A 23819-nucleotide genomic window follows, 5' to 3' on the forward strand; every position below is an offset into this window, starting at 1 on the left:
CACATGCCCGGTCCTGACCCCGAGGACCGGGGCTCCGTCCTGCTTGACCTCTATCTGGCGCTGTCGCGCCGGATGACGGGCGTGGCAGGATGGCAGCTGAAACGGCGGCAGGCGCGCGGCAAGGAAGATGCGGCGCGTCTGCCCGAGCGGCTGGGCCGGACCGAAGTGCCGCGCCCGGACGGGCCGCTGGTCTGGTTCCATGCCGCAAGTGTCGGCGAGAGCCTGTCGATCCTTGAACTGCTGCGCCGGCTCCTCGACAGCCGGCCCGACCTGCACGCGCTCATCACCACCGGGACCCGTAGTTCCGCCGCACTTCTGGGACCGCGCCTTCCGGATCGGTGCCTGCACCAGTTCGTGCCGGTCGACGCGCTGCCTGCCGTGCAGTCCTTCCTAGATCACTGGAAACCCGATCTGGCGGTCTGGACCGAAAGCGAGTTCTGGCCCGCGCTGATGCATGAGACACGGGCGCGCGGCATCCCGATGCTGCTCGTCAATGCGCGTCTATCGGCCCGGTCGCGCAACCGCTGGCGGCGGCTCTCCGGCCTGTCGCGGCACCTGCTTGGCGGGTTCGACTATGTGCTGGCGCAGGATGCGACCACCTGCAGCTATCTCAAGGAACTGGGCGTGTCTGAGGAACGGATCGAAGTTACCGGCACGCTGAAAGAAGGCTCTGCACCGCTTGGTTGCGACGATGACGCGTTCCGGCTCCTGTCCCGCGCCCTGTCGGGCCGCAGGGTCTGGCTCGCAGCCTCCACCCATGCGGGCGAGGAGGAGCCGGTACTGGCCGCGCACAGGATTGCGCGGCGGCAATATCCCAATCTGCTTCTGGTGCTCGCCCCGCGCCATCCCGAACGCGGCGACGAGGTGGCGGAGCTGATCGCAGGTCAGGGCTGGAACATGGCGCGCCGCTCGGAAGGGGCGCTGCCGGACATGCACACAGAGGTCTATCTGGCCGACACGCTGGGCGAGATGGGCCTGTGGTTCCGGCTGGCGGCCGTATCTTTCATCGGCGGTTCGCTGGCGGATATCGGCGGCCACAATCCGTTCGAACCGGCGGCGCTGGGCTCGGCCATTCTGACCGGCCCGCATGTGGACAATTTCCGCGACGCGTTCGCGCGATTCGAAGAGGCCGGTGCAGCCCTGACCGTGACCGATGGCGCGACGCTCGGTGCGGCCCTGGCCGATACGCTGCAACCCGAGGTGGCCGCGGCCATGGCCTCGGCGGCATGGGATGCGAGCAGTGCCGGTGCCGCGGTGACCGACCGGGCCCTGAAACTGCTCCTCGACCATCTGCCGGAGCCGGTCTGATGCCGGCGCCGCCCGCCTTCTGGTCGCGCCCGCCCGACCGGCCGGGCTGGGCGGCACGGCTTCTGGCGCCGCTTGGCCGGCTCTATGCGGCGGGCACCCGGCGGCGGCTCTCGGGCGGGCGGTATCACGACCCCGGCGTGCCGGTCGTCTGCGTTGGCAACCTCAGCGTCGGCGGCACCGGCAAGACCCCGACCGTCATCGCGCTGATGATGCATCTCACGTCGCAAGGCTGGACGCCGCATGTCGTCACCCGCGGCTATGGCGGGCGGCTCGACGGTCCGGTGCGGGTCGACCCGCACGCCCATGATGCCGGCGACACGGGTGATGAACCGCTCCTGATCGCGGCGTTCGGACCGGTCTGGGTGTCAAAGGACCGCGCCGCGGGCGCCGATGCGGCTGTCGCTGCAGGCGCAAACATCATCCTGCTCGATGACGGGTTCCAGAATCCGGATCTGAAGAAAAGCCTCTCGATCCTCGTCGTCGACGCGCGACGGGGCTTCGGCAATGGCCGCTGCCTGCCTGCCGGGCCGCTGCGCGAGCCGGTGGAGGTCGGTGTCGGACGGGCCGATATCCTGCTCGCGATCGGGACCGACGCGGAGCGGGCGGCACTTGTCGAGACCTGGCCCGCGCTGGGCGCGCTGCCCTCTGTCGATGGCCGGATCACGCCGCTCCGGACCGGTATGGACTGGGCGGACATGCGGGTTCTCGCCTTCGCCGGCATCGGCCACCCGGAGAAGTTCTTTGATACGTTGCGCGGTCTCGGCGTCGATCTGGCAGGCACGCGCGCGCTGAGCGATCATGCAGAACTGACGCCTGCGCTCCTGCGGCGCCTGCAAGCGGACGCGGCAGCGCTCGGCGCACAGCTCGTGACCACGGAAAAGGATGCGGTGCGGTTGCCGGCGTCCATGCGCGGGCAGGTCCTGACCCTGCCGGTGCGGCTCGAAGGGCCGGACTGGGCTGTGGTGGACGGCCGGTTGCCCCGGCCGCCCGTCAGTTGACCGGCTGGCTCAGCTTTCGTAGCCTTCAAGCACGTCCTTGAAGTCCGGCCAGCCCATGTTGGAATGTTTGTCGCCGTTGATCAGGAAGCTCGGCGTTCCGGTGATCCCGTCTCGCTCGGCATTGGCCTGATAAGTGGCGACCATGGCCTTGAGGTTGTCCTCGTTGCGCAGGCAGGCGTCGAGCTCGTCGTCGGTCAGGCCGGCCTGACGCCCGATGGCGAACAGGTTCTGGATGATCGTGTTGGCATCATCGCCCTTGGTCCACTCGCGCTGGCGCTCGTAGATCAGGTCGGAAATGCCGAAATAGCGTGCCTCGCCGCCGCAGCGGGCAACGGCCGCGGCCCAGAGGCCGAGCCGGTCGAAATAGACCTCCCGGATGACGAGTTTCGCCTTGCCGGTGTCGATATATTCGGCCTTCAGCTGCGGGAAGACCTCTTTGTGGAAATTGGCGCAATGCGGACAAGTGAAGGAGGCATATTCGATAATCTCGATCGGTGCATCCGGGTCGCCCAGAACCATGTCGGGCACGGTGCCCGCATCCGCGTCGCTGGCTTGCGCATCGGTGATTGCGGTCAGCATCGTCTGTTCCGGCGCGCCGGTGCCGCGCAGCGCATAAATGCCGGCCGCAGCCGCGCCGGCGAGTGCGACACCGCCAAGGATGAGGGGGCGGCGGCCCAGCGTCGGTTTGTCTGTCATGCGTCTCTTGCCTTCCTTTGGGTCAAAATCACTTGCGGGCCAGAATGTTCCGGCCCAGCCGTTCCAGCGCGGCTTTCAGCCCCGGGTCCGACAGTTCAGATAGGTCCTTGTCGAGCGCCTGCAACCGTTCCGGGTCGGGCTCGGGCGCGGATGGCCTGCGCGGCGGCGCCCCGTCGAACCCGGCCTGATCCTCGGCAAAGCCGTGGCTGCTCGTCTGTGTCACGCGCACGCGCGCAATTGCATTGTAGCCGTAGCAGGCGTTTACCTTGTCGCGGATCGCCGGCAATTGCATGTCCAGTTCCGGCCCGTAGGCGCCGTGGGCGAGCAGGGTCAGCGTCGCTCCGAACCCGTCGCGCGCATAGGACACTTTCACCGGGCGGGCAATCCTGGACAGATCGGGGCCGGCGATCTCCGTCCAGTGGGTGAGCAGGCGCAATTCGGAAAAGCCGCGTTTCTCGGTCGCGCCGCGGATCCGTTTGCCCACCAGCGCACCGGTTTGCACGAAGCCGCGCCGCCCGCGTGACGTGCCCTTGCCTTTCCCCGGTCCTGTGGTTGTACTGCGCTGCATGCGACCCTGTTCCTGCCGTTCCCTCTTTCTACCGCGCCCCGACGGGCATGCCATCCATTTTCGGAAGCGGAGCGTCAATCTTGCGTGACTTTTCGCCGATGCTGCTCGACTGGTATGACGCCCATGCCCGTGACCTGCCGTGGCGCGTTCCGCCCGACCGGTCCCGCGCGGGCGAGCGGGCTGATCCCTACCGCGTCTGGCTGTCGGAGATCATGCTGCAGCAGACGACCGTCGCCGCTGTCCGGCCCTATTTCGAACGGTTCACCACCCGCTGGCCTGCCGTGGACGACCTTGCAGGGGCCGCGGACGAGGATGTGATGGCAGCCTGGGCCGGGCTTGGCTATTACGCGCGTGCCCGAAATCTTCTGAAATGTGCCCGCGCCGTGGTGCAGGACCATGATGACCGTTTTCCCGACAGCGAGGCGGCGCTGCTCGGTCTGCCGGGCATCGGCCCCTACACGGCCGCGGCCATCGCCAGTATCGCCTTCGGACGGCGTGCGGTCGTCGTGGATGGCAATGTCGAGCGGGTCATGGCGCGGTTCGGCGCCGTGGAAACGCCGCTGCCTGCGGCCAAACCGGAGCTGAAGGCCCTCGCCGCTAAATTCACGCCCGACGACCGGCCCGGTGACCATGCGCAGGCGCTGATGGACCTGGGCGCAACCGTCTGCACCCCCAAGTCACCCGCCTGCGGAGCCTGTCCGGTGCAAAGCGGGTGCAAGGCGCGTGCGGCGGGGCTGGCGGCCGATCTGCCGCGCAAAAGCCCCAAGGCGCGCAAGCCCGAGCGGGTCGGCATTGCCTATGTGCTGCGCGATCCGCAGGGTCGCATTTATCTGGAACGGCGGGCGGAGAAGGGGCTCCTTGGCGGCATGCTCGGCTTCCCGACGGGGGACTGGTCAGACAATCTGGCCGATGACTCCCCGCCGGTCCGCGCCCGGTGGCGCGACAGCAAGCTGACGGTGCGTCACGTCTTTACGCATTTTGCGCTCACGCTTCATATTCATGTGGCCGACGCGGCGCCCGAGGGGCTCAACGGCCAGTGGCTGGCCCCCGGCGCGGCGCGCGGCGCGCTGCCGACGGTCATGCGCAAGGTGCTCGATGCGGTCGAGCCGCCGCGCGAACCGGAGGCTCCGCACACGGCCGGATAGGCCGGCAAGCGGCTCAAGGGAGGAGCAGCCATGACCGATACAAGCAGCAGGCCCCCGACGGTCGCGGCCGGATTTCTACCGGCCCTGCCGTTCTGGTTGTCCCTCGTCTTCGTGCCGCTCATCCTGTGGGCCGCGCTTGCCGGCGGCTGGGCGATCCTCGGCGTCCCGATCTATGCGTGGATTGTCATTAGCCTTCTGGACCGCGCGACCGGCCTCAACCGTGAAAATGCCGACCCGGACAGCCCCGAGGAGGGGCTTTTCTGGTATCGCTTCGTCACGATGATCTGGCTTCCGGTGCAGCTTTTTCTGATCGGGTTCTGCATCTGGGCCGGCACGTCCGGGCATCTGGGCCGCTGGGAGGCTGTGGCGCTGATGGCGGCCCTCGGGACGGCAACAGGGGGCGTCGGGATCAACTATGCGCATGAGCTGATGCACCAGCGCAACCGGCTGGAGCGGCGGCTCGGCGAATGGCTGATGATCTCGGTTCTCTACGGCCATTTCGTGAGCGAGCATCTGCTGGTGCATCACCGCTATGTGGGCACGCCGCGCGATCCGGTGACCGCGCGCTACAATGAAAGCGTTTACGGGTTTCTCGCCCGTGTCCTGCCCGGCTCGCTCGTATCCGCCTGGAAGGCCGAGGCCGCGATGCTGGCCCGCAAGGACCTGCCGGTCTGGAGCCGCCAGAACCCGTTCTGGCGCTACGGGCTCGGCGGGCTACTGTTCCTGGCGATTGCCGGGCTGATCGGCGGCTGGTTCGGTGTGCTGCTCTTCCTCGTGCAGGCCGCGGTCGCGATCCTGCAGCTGGAGATGGTCAATTATGTCGAACATTACGGGCTGACGCGCAAACATCTGGGCGAGGGCAAATACGAGCCGGCGAAACCGCGGCACAGCTGGAATGCCTCGCACCGGTTTTCCAACTATCTGCTCATCAACCTGCAGCGCCATTCGGACCATCATTTCAAGCCGAGCCGCCGCTTTCCTGTCCTCCAGACCTATTCGGAGGAGGAGGCGCCGCAACTGCCCTATGGCTATCCGCTGATGATCATGATCTCGGCCAATCCGCTCTGGTGGCGGCGGATGATGAACCCGCGCGTCCGAGCGTGGCGCAAGCAGTTCTATCCCGAGATCACCGACTGGACACCCTACAAGGACATGCGCAATCCGCTGCCGCGCTAGGGCATCGGTGGCGCCGGAATGCTAAAAGGCCCTGCCAGTGGGGGTGGCAGGGCCTTTGCTGGTGCACCTTCACACCAACGCGATAACCGAGTGGGGGTCAGTTCTCGCGCATCTCTGACCGGACCTGCTGTCGCAGCACGTCGATCGGCATTTTCTGTCCGTCACGGTTGAAGCACCAGTAGGTCCATCCGTTGCAGGAAGGCGCACCTTCCAGAATGGCGCCGACCTGATGGATCGATCCGCGGGCATCATGGGCGACGAGCGTGCCGTCAGCCCGGACTTTGGCCTTGTAGCGGCCGTTGAAGGAATGGAGCTGGTCGCCCGGCGTCAGCATCCCCCGTTCGACCAGATGGCCGAAGGGCACGCGCGGTTCGGCGCGTTTGGGCTGGGTAACTTCCAGCGCGTCGCGGTCATGGCGGCGGATCTTGGCGATCCGGGCCTCGGCCACTTTGCGGTACTTCGCCTCGCGCTCGATGCCGATGAAATGCCGTCCGAGCCGCTTGGCCACGGCGCCGGTCGTGCCGGAGCCGAAGAATGGGTCGAGGATGACATCGCCGGGCTTGGATGAGCCAACCAGCACGCGGTGAAGCAGAGCCTCGGGTTTCTGCGTCGGGTGGGCCTTCTGCCCGTTCGCGTCTTTCAGACGTTCGTTCCCGTTGCAGATCGGGATCACCCAGTCCGAGCGCATCTGGGTTCCCTCGTTCAGTTCCTTCAGGGCCTCGTAGTTGAACGTGTATTTTCCGCTGTCCGACTTGGCCGCCCAGATCATCGTTTCATGCGCATTGGTCAGCCGCTTGCCGCGGAAATTGGGCATCGGGTTCGACTTGCGCCAGACAACATCATTGAGGATCCAGTAGCCCTGATCCTGAAGCGCGGCGCCGACGCGGAAGATGTTGTGGTAGGAGCCGATCACCCAGATCGCGCCATCGGGCTTCAGGATACGGTGCGCGGCCTTCAGCCAGGCGCGGGAAAATTTGTCATAGGCACGGAAGCTGGAAAACTGGTCCCAGGCATCGTCCACCGCGTCGACCTTGGAATTGTCGGGGCGGTGCAATTCGCCCTTCAGCTGCAGGTTATAGGGGGGGTCCGCAAAAATCAGATCGACCGAATTTGCCGGAAGACTGTTCATCACGTCGATGCAGTCACCTGACAATATCTGATCCAATGGGAGCGCCGATCGCGCCCCAGCCGCCTTGTCCGTCGCCATAACTCTGCCTTGGGTTTTGTTTTTTTGTTTGTTGACGCCAAGGATGAGTCAAAAGCGAATCGCCGTCAAATTATTTTTTTGAATCAATCACTTACGGTAAAGTCTTTACACAACATATTGTGGATAGGTTTGAAACTGCGACGATGATGTGGTGTGACGCCATAAATCTTGAGGGCCTCCTGATGGGCCTTTACGCCATATCCTGCATTGCGCTCCCAGCCATACTGGGGGTGCTGCTGTGACAGTTCTGCCATAGCCCGGTCGCGGCTCACTTTGGCCAGGATCGAGGCGGCGGCGATGCTGAGCGAGCGGGCGTCGCCCTTGACCACCGGCAGGCCCGGGCAGGGCAGATCGGGCGGCATGCGGTTGCCGTCGACAAGCGCGAAGCGCGGTGTGACAGGCAGGGCCGCCACGGCACGCCGCATGGCAAGGTAGGTCGCCTGAAGAATGTTCAGCCGGTCGATCTCTTCCACCGATGCCGCACCGATGCCGCAGATCGCCGTCGCTCTGATCTCGTCAAAGAGGGCTTCTCTTCGGGCGGGGCTGAGCTTCTTGCTGTCGTTCAGACCGGCGGGAAGCCGGTCGAGGTCGAGGATGACCGCCCCTGCTGTCACCGGTCCGGCCCAGGGGCCGCGCCCGGCCTCGTCGATCCCGCAGACAGGCCAGTCGGGCGCGTCGCGTTCGAACCGGTCATCCGGTCCCGGCATGGGACTCACCGCCGGCCCCGCACGGCCTGCATGAAGGATGCCAGCTTTTGGCCATCGAGTGCGCCTGCCGGCCGCAGGCCGGAACAGATGTCCACGCCATAGGGGCGCACGGTCCTGAGTGCGTCCGTTACATTGTCCGGCGTCAGCCCGCCCGCGAGCCAGACCGGACGGTCCGCACGGCGCACGATCTCTGCCGAGACGGACCAGTCATGGACCCGGCCCGTGCCGCCAAGCTCGGGCACGGCCGCATCGGGCGCGCCGCTGTCAAGGAGCAGCATGTCGGCCTGCGACCGCTCCGCATCCACCAGACTTTCTGGTCCGGTGACATGCAGCACCTCGATGATCCGCAGGGTCGGCGCCGCGGCCCGCAGGTCCGGCACGGCGGCGGCCGCCGCCGGGTCGACAAGCTGTATCGCCTTTGGCTGCATCCGCTTGACCTGATCGAGGAGCGACGCCGAATTGGTTTCAGCCGACAGGAGCACGGTCATCACCGTGGGCGGTGTTGCGGCGATGATATCGGCAATCAGGGGCTCGGGGATCGGGCCCGGACCGGAGGGCATCGCCGCGACCAGACCGATCGCATCTGCACCCGCCCGCGCAGCGGCCTGCGCTTCCCCGAGGCTGCCGATGCAGCAGATTTTCACCCGTGTCACATGACCCCCAAGCGCCCGCGTCCCATTCTCCTTAGCGCGAACCGGTGCCGGCGGGCAATCATGTCGCCGTGCCCTGCGCCTTGACAGCGCGCAGGTGCTGCGCCCACGCTGGTGACCGAGGGGCCCGCGCGCAACGGCGCGGTCGCCGGCCCCTGCCGGATTGAACCGCGCCGCAAGACCAACAGGGACAGACGGAAAGGACATGACATGAAACATCTGATGATCCTCGGCGGTGCCGCCCTGGCGCTGGCAGCCTGCGACACGGGCACGACCACGACGACCCGAACGGTCAGCGCGACAGAGGCCAACTGCCTCGCTGCCGTGGCCCAGCAGACCGGCCAGCCCAATGTCTCGACAATCAGCGTCACTCCGTCGGAAGCGGGCACGAGCGTGATGGTGCAGGTGGAAGGCGCCGAGGCGCCGTGGAACTGCGTTGCCAACAATGACGGATCGGTGGCCGAGGTATACTACACGTCCGAGGGCTGAAACCGGTGACATGAAACGTGAGGGGGGCGGTCTGGCATCGGGTCGCCCCTCGGCTTTTCAGCGGGACAGTTGGCGACCCCGGCAGGATTCGAACCTGCAACCTGCCCCTTAGGAGGGGGCTGCTCTATCCAGTTGAGCCACGGGGTCCCGAGTGCGCTTCTATCGGCGGGGTCCGGCCGGATCAAGCGGGCTTGCCCTTGCAGAGCGCGCGGCGATGGCGCATCTGAAAGGGGTGACCAGCTGCGGGAGGGACAGGATGAAGAGGCGTTGGACGGACCGGTTACGTGCCGCGGCACTGTCGCTTCTGCTGGCCGCTGGCCTTGTGTACGGACCCGCAGCGACACCGGCGCTGGCATGGCCCGAATCCGACCAGCAGATCGGCGCGCGGGCGCATCCGGGTATCGTGGAGCAGAATGGCGGGGTGCTCGACGACGCGACACGCACCGATTATGTCGAGCGGATCGGCCGCAAGCTCGTCGCCGCCTCTGCCCGCCCCGATGAAACCTGGACTTTCACCGTGCTCGACACGCCGGTGGTCAACGCGTTCGCGATTCCGGGCGGCTATATCTATGTGACGCGCGGCCTGCTCGCGCTCGCCGGGGACGAGGCGCAACTGGCCGGCGTTCTGGGCCACGAGATCGGGCACCTGACCGCGGGCCATGTGCAGGACCGCGGAGAACGCAACCTGCATGCCGGGATCGGCCTTTTGGCGGGTGCGGTGATCGGCGGCCTGCTCGGCGGGTCAGACGGGATCGGCGAGGGGCTCGACTGGGCGTCGAAGATCGGCAGTGGCTATGTCGCCCATTTCTCGCAGAAACAGGAGTTCGAGGCCGACGAGATCGGCGTCCGGCTGCTGGCCCGCGCGGGCTATGACCCGATGGCGCAGGCCGATTTTCTGGACCGGATGGCGGCCAAGGCGGGGCTCGATGCGGAGTTGCGCGGCAAGAGCTACAATCCCAATTCGGTCGACTTCTTCTCCAGCCATCCGGCGACCGGCGACCGGGTCCGCAAGGCTGTGCGCGCCGCCAGACCGGGTGCGTCGGACGGGGCCGACCGCGGTGCGGCGCGCTATATCGATACGATGGACGGGCTGATCTACGGCGACGCGCCGGAGCAGGGCTATGTGCGCGGCCAGCGTTTCAGCCACCCGACCATGCGCTTCACCTTCGCGGTGCCGGACGGGTTCGCGATCCTCAATTCCGACCGGACGGTCGATGCAGACGGGCCGGGGATGCAGCGCCTGACCCTGTCGGGCGATGCGTTGCGGTCCGAGGATATGGCGACCTATCTGGGCCGCCACTGGCTTCCGGCCTTCCAGCGCGAGGTCAAAAGCGGCGCACCCGGCAAGATCAGCCGGGGCGAGGTGAATGGCCTGCCGATGGCGCGCGTCACCCTTCCCATAGAGCGGCGCGGCAAGCCGGCCACGGCGCTTCTGGTCGCGATCCGCCATGACGGGCGCATTTTCCGGTTCGTCGGAATCGCGCCGCGCGACGATGCGGCGGTGGTGCGGCAACTGTCGGACGCGGTCGGCAGTTTCCGCGCCCTCTCGGCAGAAGAAGCCGCCCGCCTGAAACCCTATCGCATCCGCAGCTACACCGTGCGCCGCGGCGACACGGTCGCGACGCTTGCCGACAAACTCCCCGCGTTGCCGCGTAAACAGGCGCAGTTCCGCACGCTGAACGGCCTGGCCGAGGGGGAAGAACCGCGCCGCGGTGACCGCGTGAAACTGATCGTCGAGGCGCATGAGTGACCGCCATGCCGAGCGGCGCGCCGGTCGCGCCTGACCTTCTGCCCGCGTCTGTCAGGGATCATCTGGAGCATGCCGGTCTGTCCCCCGGAGCGGCCGAGAGGCTCGATGGCGGGCGGACGAACCGCGCCTACAAGGTCGCCGTCCGCGATGGGCCGCTTGTGGTCAAGCTCTTCTCCGCCGATGCCGGCACGGACGTGTTCCCCAACTCGCCGGACGATGAATGGCGGAGCCTTGCGGCGCTTGCCGGCAGCGGGCTTGCGCCCGATCCGGTGCTCGACGGGCGGGCGTCGCCAGCGCCCTTCATCGCCTATGCCCATTTGCCGGGCGGCGGGTTTTGCGGTGATCTGGCGGAGGTCGCGCCGCTTCTGGCCCGCTTGCATGCCGCGCCGCGCCCGGACTGGCTGCGCGCGATCGGACCGCTTGATGCGCATTATGCCGCGCAGGCCGACCGGCTGGAGGCTGCCCTGCCGCAGGCGACGGTCACGCGGTTGCGCAAGGCCCGCCCCGACGCGCCGGCGGGTGCGGTGCTGCCGCCCGTATTCTGCCACGGCGACGTGACGCTGGAAAATCTGGTGGGTCGGCCGGGGCAGTGGCGGCTCATCGACTGGCAATGCCCTGCGGCGGCCGAAGCCGCCGATGATCTGCTGACGCTGTTGTCGCCCGCGATGCATGTGCTCCACGGGAGTCAGCCACCGGATGGCGATACGCGTGACAGGGTGCTGGCCGCCTATCCTGACCGGAACGTGGCCGCGCGGGTGCAGGCGCTTGCACCGCTCGCAGGCTACCGGATGGCGCTCTATTGCCTGTGGCGGGCAGAGCAAGGCGCCCGTGCCTATCGTGCAGGGGCAGAAGCGGAATGGGCAGCGCTAACCGGCGACGAGCTCCAGTAGCGCGACCAAGAGGCCCCCACCGGCGGCGCCGAGCAGAAGCCAGAGCCAGACCGGAAGCGGCGCGGTATCCGGTTCCGTGTCTCCTGCATTGGCGCGGATGAGCGCGCGGTTCACCAGATCGGGCAGGCGCGGACCGAAGCGCGACAGGACGATCGCCGTGTCCCGCAGGTCACGGATGACGGCTTTCGGGCCGATATTGTCGGCAATGTAGGTCTCCACCACCGGATGGGCGCCCTGCCACATGTTCATGGCCGGATCGATCGATCGTGCCACGCCTTCGACAACGACCATCGTGCGCTGCAGAAGGATCAGTTCGGTGCGCGTCTCCATCCCGAACCGCTCGGTGACATCAAAGAGATGGGCCAGCAGGCGGGCCATGGAGATCTGGCTCGCATCATGACCGAAGATCGGCTCGCCCACGGAGCGCAGCGCTTGGGCAAAAGCTTCCACGTCACGGTCGGCGGGCACATAGCCGGCCTCGAAATGCACCTCCGCCACGCGCCGGTAGTCGCGGCGCAGGAACCCGATCAGGATTTCGGCATAGACGCGGCGCGTATAGGCGTCGATCCGGCCCATGATCCCGAAATCCATCGCCAGAATGTCGCCGTTGGGCGCGAGCTTCAGGTTCCCCTGATGCATGTCGGCATGGAAGAACCCGTCGCGCAGCGCGTGGCGCAGGAAGCTCTGGACGACGCGGTTTGCAAGGTCCGGCATGTCGATGCCGGTGGCGCGGATCGCCTCGACCTCGCCGAAGGGGATGCCGTCGACCCAGCCCGTGGTCATCATCCGGCGTGCCGACAGGTCCCAATAGAGCTTGGGGACACGGAACCCCTCGTCGCCTTCGGTATTGGCGTGAAACTCGTCGCAGGCCGCGCTTTCCATGCGCAGGTCCAGCTCGCCCTGCACGACGCTGTCGAAATGTTCGATCACGGCGCGCGGTTTCAGCCGCCGGGCGCTTGGCGCCAGACGGTCGATGAGCCAAGCGGCCAGATAAAACGCGTCCACGTCGCGCAGGAACTGGCGCTCGATGCCGGGGCGCAGCACCTTGACGGCGACCGTATCGCCCGACCCGCGCACCGTGGCCTTGTGAACCTGTGCGAGCGAGGCCGCTGCCACGGGTTCGGAAAATTCCGAGAAAAGATCATCGACCGGCCGGTCGAGTTCCTGTTCGACGATGGCGCGAGCGGTCTCGGTCGGGAAGGCGGGGAGTTTGTCCTGCAGGACGCGCAATTGCTGCGCCAGATCGGGTCCGACCACATCGGGGCGGGTCGACATGATCTGCCCGAACTTGATGTAGGCGGGGCCGAGCGCGGTGAGCGCGCGCAGCACCGGCGGCTGGCTCGGGTCGCCCTTGTAGCCGAGCCATTTGAAAGGCCAGCCGAGCACCCGTGCGGTGATCCGGAGCGAACGCGGCGCGTCGAGCGCTTCGAGTGCGATCTTCATCGCGCCGGTGCGCTCGAAGGTGGCGCCGGTGCGGATCAGGCGCCAGATATTGTGCGGACCGCGCATCTCAGATCTTCCAGCCCGAATGGAGCGCGGCGATCCCCATGGAGAGGTTGCGGTAGGAAACCTGCTCGAACCCGGCCTGCCGGATCATCGCGGCGAAAGCCTCCTGATCGGGGAACTTGCGGATCGATTCGACCAGATACTGGTAGCTCTCGCGGTCCTGTGCGATCGCCTGTCCCATTCGCGGGATCACGTTGAAGGAATAGCTGTCATAGAGTTTCTGCATCGCGGGGTTGGGCAACTGGCTGAACTCCAGCACCATGAGCCGTCCGCCCGGGCGCAGCACGCGGAACGCTTCGGCCAGCGCATCGGGGATGCGGGTGACGTTCCGGATGCCGAAGCTGATCGTGTAGACATCGAAGCTGTTGTCGGCAAAGGGCAGGGCCATCGCGTCGCCGCACACCCAGTCGAGCTTATCCTGCAACTGCGCCGCTTCGGCCCGTTTCTGGCCCTCGTCCAGCATCGACTGGGTCATGTCGCAGACCGTGGCATGTCCGTCATTGCCGATCCGTTTGAGGAAACGGAAGGCGACGTCGCCGGTGCCGCCCGCCACATCGAGCATCCGCATTCCCGGGCGGGGTGCGAGCCAGTCCATCATCGCGTCCTTCCACACCCGGTGGATGCCGAGCGACATGACATCGTTCATGATGTCATATTTGGACGCGACATTGGTGAAGACGCCGTGCACCATGCCGGCCTTCTGCTCCTCGGCCACTTCCTGAAAGCCAAAATGGGTCGTCTTGCCAGTGTCGCTCATGGGCCTTGTCTTTCCGTCTGCGGTTCCTACTGCTTATAGGGGAGTGTGCCGCCGATACAACTGCGTCACCTGAGCCCGCCCCGGCCGCGTGCCGGGGCTGATCCTGCCGCCCGACAGCCGGAGTTGCCGCGTGCCCGAACTGCCCGAAGTTGAAACCGTCCGCCGAGGGCTCGACCCTGCCGTCACCGGCCGGCGGATCCTGCGCGCCGAGGTCCGGCGGCCCGACCTGCGCTGGCCGTTCCCCGACAATATGGCTTCGCGGCTCGAAGGGCAGCGGGTGGAGCGGCTGCGGCGGCGGTCCAAATATCTGCTGGCCGATCTCGACAGCGGCGAGACGCTGCTGGTGCATCTGGGCATGTCCGGCCGGATGACGCTGAGCGGGCCGGCCGCCGCCGCCGCCATGCCGGGGCTCTTCCATCGCGACCACCCGCCCCAACAGAAGCATGACCATGTCTGCCTGCATCTCGATGACGGCACCCGCGTCACCTTCAACGACCCACGCCGGTTCGGGGCGATGGATCTTGTGGCGACAGACGCGGCGGAGGCGCACAAGCTCTTGGCCGCTCTGGGGCCGGAGCCGCTTGGCAACGGGTTCAGCGCCGATCACCTCGCCACTGTCTTCAAGGGGCGGCGCGGGCCGGTGAAAGCGGCGCTGCTCGACCAGCGCAACGTGGCGGGGCTTGGCAATATCTATGTGTGCGAGGCGCTCTGGCGGTCGCGCATCCATCCGGCCCGCCCGGCCGGGCGCATCGGGCGCGCGCGGCTCGATCAGCTGGCCCGCGATATCCGCGACGTGCTCGGCGAGGCGATCGAGGCGGGCGGCTCGTCCCTGCGCGACCATCGCCAGGCGAGCGGCGAGCTTGGCTATTTCCAGCATCGTTTTGCCGTCTATGACCGTGAAGGCGCGCCCTGCCGGCACGTCGATTGCGCCGGCACCATCGCCCGGATCGTCCAGTCGGGGCGCTCCACATTCTACTGTCCGCAGTGCCAGAGATAGGTTGCGCCCGCCCCGCGCCATGCTAATGCTGTGCTTCTGCGGCGGACAGAAAAGGATGCGCACATGGCCTATGAAACCCTGATCGTCGAGGTGGAAAATCACGTCGGTCTGATCCGTCTCAACAGGCCGGATGCGCTCAACGCGCTCAATCAGACCCTGCTCGACGAACTGGTGGATGCGCTGCGCGCGATGGACGCCAATGACAGCGTGGGCGCGATCGTGCTCACCGGATCGGAAAAGGCTTTTGCCGCCGGCGCCGACATCAAGGACATGGCGCAGAAGGAATTTGTCGACGTGTTCGGCGACGATCTTTTCGCCGCGCAGGCCGAGGCGATCACCGCGATCCGCAAACCGATCATCGCGGCCGTGGCCGGCTATGCGCTGGGCGGCGGATGCGAACTGGCGATGATGTGCGACTTCATCATCGCCGCCGACACGGCCAAATTCGGCCAGCCGGAAATCAACCTCGGCGTCATCCCCGGCATCGGCGGCACCCAGCGCCTGACGCGCTTCGTGGGCAAGTCGAAGGCGATGGAAATGAACCTGACGGGCCGGTTCATGGACGCGGCCGAGGCTGAGAGTTGCGGGCTGGTCAGCCGCGTGGTGCCGGCCGACGACCTGCTTGACGATGTGCGCGCCACGGCCGCCAAGATCGCGGAGAAATCGCCGCTCGCGGTCAAGGCCGCCAAAGAGGCGGTCAACCGTGCCTACGAGACGACCCTGCGCGAGGGCGTGCTCTTCGAGCGGCGCCTCTTCAACGCGCTCTTTGCGACCCGCGATCAGGCCGAGGGGATGGCCGCGTTCATCGAGAAGCGCAGCCCGCATTTCAAGGGAAAATAAATTCCGGAGCGCGTGTTGACTCACCCGAGAGGCGGGTGTAGAGACGCGCTTCATCTTTCGATATTCGACAGAACCGGAATTACACAATGGCCAACTCGCCGTCTTCTAAAAAGCGTGCCCGCCAGGCAGAGCGCCGCACGGAAGTGAACAAGGCCCGCCGCTCGCGCATCCGCACCTTCCTGCGTAAGGTCGAAGAAGCGATCACCGGTGGGGATCAGGCCGCTGCCGCCGAAGCTCTGAAGAGCGCACAGCCGGAAGTCATGCGTGGCGTGACCAAGGGCGTTCTTCACAAGAACACTGCCAGCCGGAAAATCTCCCGTCTGAGCTCCCGCGTGAAGGCCATGGGCGCCTGAACCGGACCACAGGTCTGACACTGTGATGTGACGCGCGCCAACCGGCGCGCGTTATTTTTTTGTCGCAAGATTGTTATGTTCTCTTTTCGGTCCGGTTGTCCGAATCTCGGGTCTGGGGTACCCATTTCCCCCTACGAACAAACCCCTGCTCTGGTTGTTCTCTGAAAAAAATGAATGGCGTTCCTGCGCACATGCTTTGACACTAGTTCAAGGCGTGGGATTTGTTGTTCGTTAATACTTGATAATTGAATTTCGACTGTTGCGAGTCCTTTGCAGATTCTTTGGGAATTCGCTGTCAAGTTTGAGTTGTGCTTGAGAATCACGAAGGGTTCTCGCTAGCATGAATGAACGGAGACGGGCTCCACGCCCGGAATACAGGCTCGAAGTTGGGGCAAGAGCCGCCTGCATATGGCGAAGTGTGACAATAAAAAGACGGCGTTAGGGAAGAAATGACGAAGGAATGTTGGGGCCGGGTTCGTGACGAGTTGCGCACCAAGATCGGTCAGGCGGCTTTTCAGAACTGGATAGACCCTCTCGAATTCGTCGAAGCCGAAAATGGCGTCGTTCGTCTGAATGCCCCCACCAGTTTTATCGGCACGTGGGTGCAGCGCAATTATGGCGATTCCATTGTCCAGATCCTGTCCGAGGACGGCGTTGCCGCCGACCGGATCGACTTTACCGTGACCGCCGGCGGGGCGAAGGCGAACAAGGCTGCTGCCGGATCCGATGCCGGCGATGTGCCGGCCGCCTCTGCTCCGAAGCCTGCGGCCCGCGCCACGATGCGCGGCGCGCAGGGCGAATTGCCCACCTCGCAGCTCGATGCACGTTTCACCTTCGACAATTTCGTGGTCGGCAAGCCCAACGAACTGGCGCATGCCGCCGCCCGCCGGGTGGCCGAGGGCGGACCCGTCACGTTCAACCCGCTTTTCCTCTATGGCGGCGTCGGGCTCGGCAAGACCCATCTGATGCATGCCATCGCCTGGGAAGTGCAGGCGCGGAAGTCCGAATCGCGCGTGCTCTACCTGTCGGCCGAACAGTTCATGTACCGGTTCGTGCAGGCGCTCCGCTTCAAGGACATGCACGGGTTCAAGGAATTGTTCCGGTCTGTCGACGTGCTGATGGTCGATGACGTGCAGTTCATTGCCGGCAAGGACAGCACGCAGGACGAGTTCTTCCACACGTTCAACGCGCTGGTGGACCAGAACAAGCAGATCATCATTTCCGCAGACCGCGCGCCCGGGGAGATCGACGGGCTGGAAGAGCGTATTCGCTCGCGTCTGCAATGGGGGCTCGTGGTCGACCTGCACCCGACCGATTACGAATTGCGGCTCGGCATCCTCCAGTCGAAGGCAGAGGCCCAGCTGGCCGCCAATCCCGGCGTGACGCTGGCACCGGGCGTGCTGGAGTTCCTTGCCCACCGTATCTCGTCCAATGTGCGGGTGCTCGAAGGCGCGCTGACCCGGCTCTTCGCCTTCGCCTCGCTGATCGGGCGGGAAATCAATCTCGACATGGTGCAGGAATGTCTGGCCGATGTGCTGCGCGCCTCCGAGCGCAAGGTCACGATCGACGAGATCATCCGCAAGGTGGCCGACCATTACAATCTGCGCATGTCCGACATGCTGAGCCCGCGCCGCGCGCGGGCGGTGGCGCGGCCGCGTCAGGTCGCCATGTTCCTGTCGAAGAACCTCACCTCCAAATCCCTGCCCGAGATCGGCCGCCGGTTCGGCGGGCGCGACCATACGACCGTCATCCATGCGGTGCGCCGTATCGAGGAGCTGCGCGCCACGGACGGTCAGGTGGCGGAAGATGTGGAGCTTCTGCGCCGGATGCTCGAAGCCTGAACGCCCCTGTTGCAGCCCGGCTGCAACGGGTTGCGCTTGACCGCCGCGCCATTCCTTACGATGTTGCAAAAAACACCGATGCCGCTAGGGTCTTCGACCCACCCCACGCGGCCAAGAGGGACGAGATAGAATGAAAGTCAGCATCGAGCGGAGCGCGCTGCTCAAGGCGATGAGCCGGGCGCAGAGTGTCGTGGAACGCCGGAACACGATTCCGATCCTGGCCAATGTCCTGATCGAGGCCGAAGGCGACACGATCAGCTTCCGCGCCACCGATCTCGACATCGAGGTGATCGACAAGTCGCCCGCCAAGGTCAGCCAGGCCGGCGCCACCACGGTTGGTGCCCATACGCTCCATGAAATCGTGCGCAAGTTGCCGGACGGCGCGCTCGTCGATCTGGTCGATGACGGCACGATGGGCCGGCTCGATGTGCGGGCCGGGCGGTCGCATTTCTCGCTCGCCACCCTCCCGCGGGAGGATTTCCCGATCATGGCCTCCGCGGAATATGACTGCAATTTCGCCGCCAAGGCCCCGGTTCTGCGGCGCCTGTTCGACAAGGCGAAATTCGCCATCTCGACCGAGGAAACCCGTTACTACCTGAACGGGGTCTTCATGCATGCGGCCGACGGGGCCAACGGTCCGGCGCTGCGTTGCGTGGCCACCGATGGCCACCGTCTGGCGCGGATCGACGCGCCGCTGCCCGACGGCGCGGCCAACGTGCCGGGCGTGATCGTGCCGCGCAAGACGGTCAACGAATTGCGCAAGCTGCTTGACGATGACGATGCCGATATTGCCGTATCCGTGTCGGAGACGAAGATCCGTTTCGCGACGCCCGAGGTGACGCTTACCTCCAAGGTCATTGACGGGTCGTTCCCCGATTATTCGCGGGTCATCCCGCAGAACAACACCAAGCGGCTGGAGGTCGATGCGGCCGAGTTCGCACAGGCCGTGGACCGTGTGTCGACTGTCTCGTCCGAGCGGTCCCGCGCGGTGAAGCTGCTTCTGGAAGAGGACCGGCTGACCCTGTCGGTCAACGCGCCCGACGCGGGGGCCGCGGATGAGGAACTGGCCGTGGCCTATAGCGACGAGCGGCTGGAGGTCGGTTTCAACGCCAAATACCTGCTGGAGATCGCCGGACAGGTGGACCGCGAGAATGCGGTTTTCCTCTTCAACTCCTCGGGCGATCCGACGCTGATGCGCGAAGGCAATGACGACACGGCCGTCTATGTCGTGATGCCCATGCGGGTCTGATGCCCCGCCTGGCGCTCCGCGCGCTCAAACTCTCGTATTTCCGATCGCACCGGGCCGCGCATCTGCAACTGGATGCGCGGCCCGTCGCGCTTTACGGCGCCAACGGGGCCGGCAAGACCAATATCCTGGAGGCCGTGTCGCTCCTGTCGCCGGGGCGCGGGCTGCGGCGTGCCACACCGGCCGACATGGCGCGCGCGCCGGAACGGATCGGCTGGAAAGTCGCGGCCGAGATGGAAAGCCTTGTTGATCTGCACGAGGTTGCGACGAGCGCGCAGGGCGATGCCAGCCGGCTGGTGGAGATCGACGGCAAGCCCGCGCCGCAGGTGGCGCTCGGCCGGATTGCGCGGATCACCTGGCTGGTGCCGGCGATGGACCGGCTCTGGACCGAGGGCGCGGCGGAACGGCGGCGGTTTCTCGACCGGCTGGTTCTCGGGTTCGACCCGTCCCATGCGGAGGCCGTGCTCGGCTACGAGAAGGCCATGCGCGAACGCAACCGGCTGCTGCGCGACCAGAGCCGCGATGCGGGCTGGTATGCCGCGCTGGAAGGCCAGATGGCGGACCATGGCGCGCGCATCACAGCCGCACGGCTGGCCTGCCTCGACCGTCTGGCCGCGGCGCAGGGCGGCGCGCGCACGGCCTTTCCCGCCGCAGACCTGACGCTGCTCGACGGAGACGTGCCAGCGACCGCGCCCGCGACGGACGATCTGGCGCAGGCGCTGGCGGCCTCCCGCCCGGCGGACCTGCGCGCGGGGCGCACCCTTGTCGGGCCACACAGGGCCGATCTGCGCGCCATCTACGCCGCCAAGGGGATCGAGGCACGCAATGCGTCCACGGGCGAGCAGAAGGCGCTCCTTGTCTCTCTGGTGCTGGCGAGCGCCCGCGCACTGGCCGAGGATTTCGGCGCGCCGCCCATTCTGCTCCTCGACGAGGTGGCAGCCCATCTGGACGAGGCCCGCCGCGCCGCGCTTTTCGACGAGATCTGCGCGCTTGGCGCGCAGGCATGGATGACCGGAACGGGGCCGGAACTTTTTGATGCTTTGGGCGATCGTGCAAGCTATGTCGAGGTGAGCGAGGCTGACGGCCTGTCACATCTGGAACAGAAGGGGATGCCATGACACCGCAACGCGTCACACTCATCACGCTTGGCGTTGACGATATGGACCGGTCGAAAACCTTCTACGCCGCGCTTGGCTGGGTGCCGCATGGCAACTCGCAGGACAGCATCACATTCTACCAGCTGCACGGCACGGTTCTGGGACTGTTCGGGCGAGATGCGCTGGCCGACGATCAGGGCCGTCCGGGCGCGCCGCTTGGCACCGGCGCGATGACACTGGCGCAGAACATGCCAGACCGCGCCGCCGTGGACACCGCCTTCGCGCAAGCACTCGACGCAGGCGCGACCAAGCTGAAAGACCCGCAGGAGGTCTTCTGGGGTGGCTATTCGGGCTATTATGCCGATCCGGACGGGCATGTCTGGGAAGTGGCGCATAATCCCTTCTGGCCCTTGGGCGAGGACGGGTCGCTGACTCTGCCTGACAGCGGGGCATGACGCTATCGGCGTCCAGCCTCGCACTTTACGCAGGCGCCCTTTTCATCCTGTTCCTCACACCCGGACCGGTCTGGGTGGCGCTGCTGGCGCGTGCCGTCTCGGGCGGGTTCCACGCTGCCTGGCCGCTGGCGCTCGGCGTGGTGGTGGGCGATGTGCTCTGGCCGCTTCTGGCCGTGCTCGGCGTCACCTTCCTGTCCTCCTTCTTCGAAGGGCTTCTGGCGGCGATGCGGTGGGCTGGGGCGGGGGTCTTCATATTCATGGGGGTCATGCTGATCCGCCATGCCGACCGGGCGCTCAGCAGCGACAGCCGCCTGACGAAGCCGGGTGTCTGGGCGGGCTTTGCGGCCGGCCTTCTGGTGATCCTCGGCAATCCCAAGGCGATCCTCTTCTACATGGGCATCCTGCCGGGCTTCTTCGATCTGTCCGCGGTGACCGCGCTCGACATTGCCGCGATCTGCATCCTGTCCGCGGCCGTGCCGCTTGCGGGCAACCTGATGCTGGCTCTGGGCGTGGGACAGGTGCGGCGGTTTCTGGCCTCTCCGTCGGCTGTGCAGCGGACCAATACCGGCGCCGGACTCGCGCTCATCGGCGTGGGCTTGGCGATCGGCTTCCTGTCCTGATTTAAACCCTGCAACAGCGTGACATTCCCGGTGGAAACCGATAGAATCGCACCCACAAAATAAGGGATTTCATGCATGTCAGAGCCGACGCAGCCGCAATCTGAATACGGCGCCGATTCCATCAAGGTTCTCAAGGGTTTGGAGGCTGTCCGCAAGCGCCCCGGCATGTATATCGGGGACACGGATGACGGGTCGGGCCTCCACCATATGGTGTATGAGGTCGTGGACAATGGCATCGACGAGGCGCTGGCCGGCCATGCCGACACGGTTACCGTCACAATCCATGCCGACGAGAGCGTATCTGTCAGCGACAACGGGCGCGGGATTCCGGTCGGCATCCATGAGGAAGAGGGCGTTTCCGCAGCCGAGGTCATCATGACCCAGCTGCATGCTGGCGGGAAATTCGACAGCAACAGCTACAAGGTCTCCGGCGGCCTGCATGGGGTCGGCGTCTCCGTCGTCAATGCCCTGTCCGACTGGCTGGAACTCCGGATCTGGCGCGACGGCAAGGAGCATAGCGCGCGGTTCGAACATGGCGAGACGGTCAAGCATCTGGAGGTCGTGGGCGACTCGGACGGGCGCACCGGGACCGAGGTGCGGTTTCTGGCCTCCACGGACACGTTTTCCAACCGAGACTACAAGTTCGCGACGCTGGAGCACCGGCTGCGCGAACTGGCCTTCCTCAATTCCGGCGTGCGCATCACGCTGCGCGACGAGCGGCCGGCCGAACCGGTCGAGACGGAAATGTTCTACGAGGGCGGCGTGCGCGAGTTCGTGCGCTATCTGGACCGGTCGAAAACCCCGCTCGTCGACGAGCCGATTTTCGTGTCCGGCGAGATGAACGGCATCGGGGTCGAGGTCGCCATGTGGTGGAACGACAGCTACCACGAGAATGTCCTGCCCTTTACCAACAACATCCCGCAACGCGACGGCGGCACCCATCTGGCCGGTTTCCGCGGGGCGCTGACGCGCACGATCAACAATTATGCGGGGTCGTCGGGCATCGCGAAGAAGGAGAAAGTGAACCTTTCGGGCGATGACGCGCGCGAGGGGCTGACCTGTGTCCTGTCGGTGAAGGTGCCGGACCCGAAATTCTCCTCCCAGACGAAGGACAAGCTCGTCTCCTCGGAGGTGCGTCCGGCGGTCGAGTCGCTGATGAACGAGAAGCTCGCCGAGTGGTTCGAGGAAAATCCGGCCGAGGCCCGCAACATCGTCTCCAAGATCGTGGAGGCCGCGCTCGCACGCGAGGCGGCCCGCAAAGCCCGCGAACTGACCCGGCGCAAGACCGCGATGGACATCGCATCCCTGCCCGGCAAGCTCGCCGACTGTCAGGAGAAAGATCCCGCCAAGTCGGAGATCTTCCTCGTCGAGGGTGACAGCGCCGGCGGGTCGGCCAAACAGGGCCGGTCGCGCCACAATCAGGCGGTGCTGCCGCTGCGGGGCAAGATCCTGAACGTGGAGCGCGCGCGGTTCGACCGAATGCTGTCGAGCCAGGAGATCGGCACGCTCATCACCGCACTCGGCACCGGGATCGGCCGCGACGAGTTCGACATCTCCAAGCTGCGCTACCACAAGGTGGTCATCATGACCGATGCCGATGTGGACGGCGCGCATATCCGAACGCTTTTGCTGACCTTCTTCTTCCGGCAGATGCCCGAACTGATCGAAGGCGGGTATCTCTATATCGCGCAGCCGCCGCTCTACAAGGTCGCGCGCGGCAAGTCAGAGGTCTACCTCAAGGACCAGATGGCGCTGGAGGATTACCTGATCGAACAGGGGCTGACGGACGCATCGCTGCAGCTTGGCGACGGGTCGGTTCTGGCCGGTGCCGATTTGGCCCGCGTGGTGGACGAGGCACGGCAGGTGCGCACGATCCTGAACGCCTTCCCGACGCTCTACCCGCAATTCGTGATCGAACAGGCGGCCATTGCCGGCGCGCTGGTGTCCGGCCAACTGGATGCCCGGCCGCAGGAAACAGCCACCAACGTGGCCGAGCGGCTCGACCTGATCGCCACCGAATATGAGAAGGGCTGGTCCGGTCGCCCGACACAGGATGGCGGATTGCGCTTCAGCCGCGAGTTGCGCGGCGTGGACGAGGTTCGCACGCTCGACGGTCCGGTCCTGCGGAGCGCGGAGGCACGCAAGCTCGGCTCTTTCACCGACGCATTGCAGGAGGTTTATGCCCAACCGGCGACGCTCCAGCGCAAGGATCGCAGTCAGGCCATTCACGCGCCCACAGATCTTCTCTCTGCGATCCTGCGCGAGGGCGAGAAGGGCCTGACGCTTCAGCGCTACAAGGGGCTCGGGGAAATGAACCCCGACCAGCTCTGGGAAACCACCCTCGACCCCGAGGCGCGGACGCTCCTGCAGGTGAAGATCGACCAGCTCGACGAGGCGGACGAGATTTTCACCAAACTGATGGGCGACGTGGTCGAACCGCGCCGCGAGTTCATTCAGGCGAACGCCCTGAGTGTGGAGAACCTGGATTTCTGATCTGAGGGGCCGGGGGTGCCATATTCGGGT

The 23819-nt window shown here is 65.9% G+C and carries 23 protein-coding genes and 1 tRNA gene; 16 read left to right on the forward strand and 8 right to left on the reverse strand.

Going from position 1 to position 23819, the window contains the following annotated elements; genetic code table 11:
- Positions 1-3: 3 nt before the first annotated feature.
- Both GSH16_RS05240 and lpxK read left to right on the forward strand, forming a co-directional pair.
- Positions 4-1308, forward strand: a complete 1305-nt coding sequence (locus GSH16_RS05240; RefSeq protein WP_160852588.1) for a 3-deoxy-D-manno-octulosonic acid transferase — start codon at positions 4-6, stop codon at positions 1306-1308.
- On the forward strand, positions 1308-2306 hold the full coding sequence (lpxK, locus tag GSH16_RS05245; RefSeq protein WP_160852590.1) for a tetraacyldisaccharide 4'-kinase: 999 nt from the start codon (positions 1308-1310) through the stop codon (positions 2304-2306). Before GSH16_RS05240 ends, lpxK begins: the two co-directional genes overlap by 1 nt.
- Positions 2307-2315: 9 nt before the next feature.
- On the opposite strand, the gene GSH16_RS05250 is transcribed toward lpxK, so the two are convergent.
- Together GSH16_RS05250 and GSH16_RS05255 are read right to left on the reverse strand one after the other, a co-directional pair.
- A complete protein-coding gene (locus GSH16_RS05250) occupies positions 2316-3002 on the reverse strand; it encodes a DsbA family protein (protein WP_160852592.1) in 687 nt (228 codons plus the stop codon).
- Between the two features lie 28 nt (positions 3003-3030).
- Complete coding sequence (locus GSH16_RS05255; protein WP_160852594.1) at positions 3031-3570, reverse strand: DUF721 domain-containing protein; 540 nt, start codon at positions 3568-3570, stop codon at positions 3031-3033.
- Positions 3571-3668: 98 nt separating this feature from the next.
- On the opposite strand from GSH16_RS05255, the gene mutY reads away from it, so the two are divergent.
- Positions 3669-4715: an A/G-specific adenine glycosylase gene (gene mutY, locus GSH16_RS05260; RefSeq protein WP_160853045.1), complete on the forward strand. Its 1047-nt coding sequence runs from the start codon at positions 3669-3671 to the stop codon at positions 4713-4715.
- Positions 4716-4745: 30 nt separating this feature from the next.
- Positions 4746-5891, forward strand: a complete 1146-nt coding sequence (locus tag GSH16_RS05265; RefSeq protein ID WP_160852596.1) for an alkane 1-monooxygenase — start codon at positions 4746-4748, stop codon at positions 5889-5891.
- 97 nt (positions 5892-5988) lie between these two features.
- Here GSH16_RS05265 and GSH16_RS05270 read toward each other — a convergent pair whose 3' ends face one another.
- The 3 genes from GSH16_RS05270 to GSH16_RS05280 form a co-directional block, all read right to left on the reverse strand.
- Positions 5989-7098 carry a site-specific DNA-methyltransferase gene (locus GSH16_RS05270; protein WP_160852598.1) on the reverse strand — a complete coding sequence of 370 codons (1110 nt, stop codon included), beginning with the start codon at positions 7096-7098 and terminating at the stop codon, positions 5989-5991.
- Between the two features lie 83 nt (positions 7099-7181).
- A complete protein-coding gene (locus GSH16_RS05275) occupies positions 7182-7805 on the reverse strand; it encodes a ribonuclease HII (protein WP_160852600.1) in 624 nt (207 codons plus the stop codon).
- 5 nt (positions 7806-7810) lie between these two features.
- Entirely contained in the window at positions 7811-8458 is a 648-nt protein-coding gene (locus GSH16_RS05280) for a phosphoribosylanthranilate isomerase (RefSeq protein WP_205523963.1), read from the reverse strand.
- Between the two features lie 207 nt (positions 8459-8665).
- On the opposite strand from GSH16_RS05280, the gene GSH16_RS05285 reads away from it, so the two are divergent.
- The gene (locus GSH16_RS05285; RefSeq protein WP_160852602.1) at positions 8666-8944 is read left to right on the forward strand and encodes a hypothetical protein; all 279 of its coding nucleotides are present in this window, start codon (positions 8666-8668) and stop codon (positions 8942-8944) included.
- Positions 8945-9014: 70 nt separating this feature from the next.
- Here the strand turns inward: GSH16_RS05285 and GSH16_RS05290 are convergent.
- Positions 9015-9091 (reverse strand) — tRNA-Arg (locus GSH16_RS05290).
- A 109-nt stretch (positions 9092-9200) separates the two neighbouring features.
- On the opposite strand from GSH16_RS05290, the gene GSH16_RS05295 reads away from it, so the two are divergent.
- Positions 9201-10694, forward strand: a complete 1494-nt coding sequence (locus GSH16_RS05295; RefSeq protein ID WP_160852604.1) for a M48 family metalloprotease — start codon at positions 9201-9203, stop codon at positions 10692-10694.
- A gap of 5 nt (positions 10695-10699) precedes the next feature.
- A complete protein-coding gene (locus GSH16_RS05300) occupies positions 10700-11584 on the forward strand; it encodes a phosphotransferase (protein ID WP_235913035.1) in 885 nt (294 codons plus the stop codon).
- Here the strand turns inward: GSH16_RS05300 and ubiB are convergent.
- Entirely contained in the window at positions 11561-13093 is a 1533-nt protein-coding gene (gene ubiB / locus GSH16_RS05305; protein WP_160852608.1) for a 2-polyprenylphenol 6-hydroxylase, read from the reverse strand. The genes GSH16_RS05300 and ubiB overlap by 24 nt on opposite strands.
- 1 nt (position 13094) lies before the next feature.
- Positions 13095-13847 carry a bifunctional demethylmenaquinone methyltransferase/2-methoxy-6-polyprenyl-1,4-benzoquinol methylase UbiE gene (gene ubiE, locus GSH16_RS05310; RefSeq protein ID WP_160852610.1) on the reverse strand — a complete coding sequence of 251 codons (753 nt, stop codon included), beginning with the start codon at positions 13845-13847 and terminating at the stop codon, positions 13095-13097.
- Positions 13848-13977: 130 nt separating this feature from the next.
- Between ubiE and mutM the strand changes: the two genes are divergently transcribed.
- From mutM to gyrB, 9 genes are all read left to right on the forward strand, one after another.
- Positions 13978-14844 (forward strand): bifunctional DNA-formamidopyrimidine glycosylase/DNA-(apurinic or apyrimidinic site) lyase, encoded by an 867-nt coding sequence (mutM, locus tag GSH16_RS05315; protein ID WP_160852612.1) that lies wholly within the window; start codon positions 13978-13980, stop codon positions 14842-14844.
- A gap of 63 nt (positions 14845-14907) precedes the next feature.
- A complete protein-coding gene (locus GSH16_RS05320; RefSeq protein ID WP_160852614.1) occupies positions 14908-15684 on the forward strand; it encodes an enoyl-CoA hydratase in 777 nt (258 codons plus the stop codon).
- Between the two features lie 86 nt (positions 15685-15770).
- A complete protein-coding gene (gene rpsT / locus GSH16_RS05325) occupies positions 15771-16037 on the forward strand; it encodes a 30S ribosomal protein S20 (protein WP_160852616.1) in 267 nt (88 codons plus the stop codon).
- Positions 16038-16486: 449 nt separating this feature from the next.
- On the forward strand, positions 16487-17878 hold the full coding sequence (gene dnaA / locus GSH16_RS05330) for a chromosomal replication initiator protein DnaA (protein WP_160852618.1): 1392 nt from the start codon (positions 16487-16489) through the stop codon (positions 17876-17878).
- Between the two features lie 130 nt (positions 17879-18008).
- Complete coding sequence (gene dnaN, locus GSH16_RS05335) at positions 18009-19127, forward strand: DNA polymerase III subunit beta (protein WP_160852620.1); 1119 nt, start codon at positions 18009-18011, stop codon at positions 19125-19127.
- The gene (gene recF, locus GSH16_RS05340; protein ID WP_160852622.1) at positions 19127-20242 is read left to right on the forward strand and encodes a DNA replication/repair protein RecF; all 1116 of its coding nucleotides are present in this window, start codon (positions 19127-19129) and stop codon (positions 20240-20242) included. The genes dnaN and recF overlap by 1 nt, the downstream gene beginning before the upstream one ends.
- The gene (locus GSH16_RS05345) at positions 20239-20676 is read left to right on the forward strand and encodes a VOC family protein (RefSeq protein ID WP_160852624.1); all 438 of its coding nucleotides are present in this window, start codon (positions 20239-20241) and stop codon (positions 20674-20676) included. Before recF ends, GSH16_RS05345 begins: the two co-directional genes overlap by 4 nt.
- Complete coding sequence (locus GSH16_RS05350; RefSeq protein WP_160852626.1) at positions 20673-21296, forward strand: LysE family translocator; 624 nt, start codon at positions 20673-20675, stop codon at positions 21294-21296. Before GSH16_RS05345 ends, GSH16_RS05350 begins: the two co-directional genes overlap by 4 nt.
- Positions 21297-21371: 75 nt before the next feature.
- On the forward strand, positions 21372-23789 hold the full coding sequence (gene gyrB / locus GSH16_RS05355) for a DNA topoisomerase (ATP-hydrolyzing) subunit B (protein WP_160852628.1): 2418 nt from the start codon (positions 21372-21374) through the stop codon (positions 23787-23789).
- Positions 23790-23819: the final 30 nt, after the last annotated feature.

The organism is Oceanomicrobium pacificus (assembly GCF_009833495.1).
GTDB classification, from domain to species: domain Bacteria; phylum Pseudomonadota; class Alphaproteobacteria; order Rhodobacterales; family Rhodobacteraceae; genus Oceanomicrobium; species Oceanomicrobium pacificus.

Bases quoted from the DNA above. Each gene is read 5' to 3' on its own strand.
- ubiE (WP_160852610.1), bottom strand. From the start codon at position 13,847: ATGAGCGACACTGGCAAGACGACCCATTTTGGCTTTCAGGAAGTGGCC.
- GSH16_RS05265 (WP_160852596.1), top strand. From the start codon at position 4,746: ATGACCGATACAAGCAGCAGGCCCCCGACGGTCGCGGCCGGATTTCTA.
- ubiB (WP_160852608.1), bottom strand. From the start codon at position 13,093: ATGCGCGGTCCGCACAATATCTGGCGCCTGATCCGCACCGGCGCCACC.
- GSH16_RS05320 (WP_160852614.1), top strand. From the start codon at position 14,908: ATGGCCTATGAAACCCTGATCGTCGAGGTGGAAAATCACGTCGGTCTG.
- lpxK (WP_160852590.1), top strand. From the start codon at position 1,308: ATGCCGGCGCCGCCCGCCTTCTGGTCGCGCCCGCCCGACCGGCCGGGC.
- GSH16_RS05350 (WP_160852626.1), top strand. From the start codon at position 20,673: ATGACGCTATCGGCGTCCAGCCTCGCACTTTACGCAGGCGCCCTTTTC.
- GSH16_RS05270 (WP_160852598.1), bottom strand. From the start codon at position 7,098: ATGGCGACGGACAAGGCGGCTGGGGCGCGATCGGCGCTCCCATTGGAT.
- dnaN (WP_160852620.1), top strand. From the start codon at position 18,009: ATGAAAGTCAGCATCGAGCGGAGCGCGCTGCTCAAGGCGATGAGCCGG.
- mutY (WP_160853045.1), top strand. From the start codon at position 3,669: ATGCTGCTCGACTGGTATGACGCCCATGCCCGTGACCTGCCGTGGCGC.
- GSH16_RS05295 (WP_160852604.1), top strand. From the start codon at position 9,201: ATGAAGAGGCGTTGGACGGACCGGTTACGTGCCGCGGCACTGTCGCTT.
- GSH16_RS05275 (WP_160852600.1), bottom strand. From the start codon at position 7,805: ATGCCGGGACCGGATGACCGGTTCGAACGCGACGCGCCCGACTGGCCT.
- GSH16_RS05285 (WP_160852602.1), top strand. From the start codon at position 8,666: ATGAAACATCTGATGATCCTCGGCGGTGCCGCCCTGGCGCTGGCAGCC.
- recF (WP_160852622.1), top strand. From the start codon at position 19,127: ATGCCCCGCCTGGCGCTCCGCGCGCTCAAACTCTCGTATTTCCGATCG.
- rpsT (WP_160852616.1), top strand. From the start codon at position 15,771: ATGGCCAACTCGCCGTCTTCTAAAAAGCGTGCCCGCCAGGCAGAGCGC.
- GSH16_RS05250 (WP_160852592.1), bottom strand. From the start codon at position 3,002: ATGACAGACAAACCGACGCTGGGCCGCCGCCCCCTCATCCTTGGCGGT.
- GSH16_RS05345 (WP_160852624.1), top strand. From the start codon at position 20,239: ATGACACCGCAACGCGTCACACTCATCACGCTTGGCGTTGACGATATG.
- GSH16_RS05240 (WP_160852588.1), top strand. From the start codon at position 4: ATGCCCGGTCCTGACCCCGAGGACCGGGGCTCCGTCCTGCTTGACCTC.
- GSH16_RS05300 (WP_235913035.1), top strand. From the start codon at position 10,700: ATGCCGAGCGGCGCGCCGGTCGCGCCTGACCTTCTGCCCGCGTCTGTC.
- GSH16_RS05255 (WP_160852594.1), bottom strand. From the start codon at position 3,570: ATGCAGCGCAGTACAACCACAGGACCGGGGAAAGGCAAGGGCACGTCA.
- gyrB (WP_160852628.1), top strand. From the start codon at position 21,372: ATGTCAGAGCCGACGCAGCCGCAATCTGAATACGGCGCCGATTCCATC.
- dnaA (WP_160852618.1), top strand. From the start codon at position 16,487: ATGACGAAGGAATGTTGGGGCCGGGTTCGTGACGAGTTGCGCACCAAG.